The organism is Eubacterium sp. CAG:161 (assembly GCF_000432355.1).
Classification (GTDB): Bacteria; Bacillota; Clostridia; order Lachnospirales; family Lachnospiraceae; genus Eubacterium_G; species Eubacterium_G segne.
Window position 1 is genome coordinate 22,333 of record NZ_HF991850.1, and the last position, 1,337, is coordinate 23,669.

At 34.3% G+C, this 1,337-nt stretch carries 1 protein-coding gene; it reads left to right on the forward strand.

Translation table 11 applies throughout. The features are described from left to right. On the forward strand, positions 1-811 hold an 811-nt coding region (locus Q5O30_RS01855), incomplete at its 5' end, for a hypothetical protein (RefSeq protein ID WP_302674527.1). Between the last annotated feature and the right edge of the window lie 526 nt (positions 812-1,337).

Consider the following 1,337-nt stretch of genomic DNA (forward strand, 5'->3'; position numbering starts at 1 on the left):
TAGCGTAACAGCCGGTGAAACAAAATTGGTATTGATAAAGTACGAGGCAGGAAAGGTTTATGTAGGATTAAATCTTGCAGCAAAGTTTTCATCAGTGACATGGGATGACAAAAATATGACACCGGAGGCTGGAGCCTTTGTAAATATATCTGATGCTGACCTGTCAAGTGGCAGATACCACACACTAAAGGTGGTGGATTATTATAACAAAGAAAGCGTTACGATATTGTTTAAAAATACAAATATATCGGAAGAAACAACAACTGTAAATGAAACTAAAGTAAATCAGGAGACAACTGCAGAATTAGAAGGCTTAATAAAAATAGAGGGAGTTTGTATAAATACCAAAATTGGTGGAATGAAAATAGTGGCAAAAGTAACTGACAGTATTAATAATAAAAAGGTAACTAAGTTTGGTTTGATTTATGGTCTGTTAAAATATAATGGGAAAAAAACAGGAATAACATCTGACCATTTGAAAATTGGAATGGAGGGTCAGTTTGTAAGGAGTTATAATACAACACAAAAGGGCATTTGGAAAAAAACAGATAATACAACTACGTATGTAGAAACTATGACGTATGGTGCAAATAGCAAAGAGGCATATACTGCAGAGTATAAAGCAAGAGCCTATGCTGTGTTAGAAGACGGAGAAATAGTGTACAGTAATGCAATAGATTACTCAGTGTATGAAATAGCAGAACAGTTGTATAATAATTGTATGATGCCAACAATAGATGGACATAAATATTTATATAACACCATATTAGCCAAGGTGACACCTGAATATACAGAGAAAATATATAAATAATAAAAAGCCGGTTATGTAAAAAAATATAATGCATGACCGGTTTGAACACATAAATATCTTGCATAGAATCATACTGATGGAGGGCACACCATGGAAAATTTAATAGAATATTATTGCAGTCTAAACGTAAAGAAATTCTCAAAAATGCTGGATAATACCACGCAGTGTTACAAGTTTTTCTGGTTAGATTCCATAATGCAGCTAGTAGCAAGAGGAGAGGAAACACCAACATTTCTTGAAATCTTTGCAGGCATGATAGCGGATGCATGGTATGCAGTTAGTGAATATCACTTAAGACTTGGTCCTAAAAACAAGGACGGAAGCAGTTCAGATATTTTAGAACGGGCTGTCAACAAGTTGGGACAGACTGTGGATATCAAAAATGATGAGGCTAGAGATATCATAATTGAAAAGACAAAATCCAACAGACAGTGTGTTAAAAAAGAGATGATGGATTTGGCAAAAAACGTGCCATATCGTATATTGTCACCCTTCATTGAAGAAATTAAGGGAAATGATACTTTGT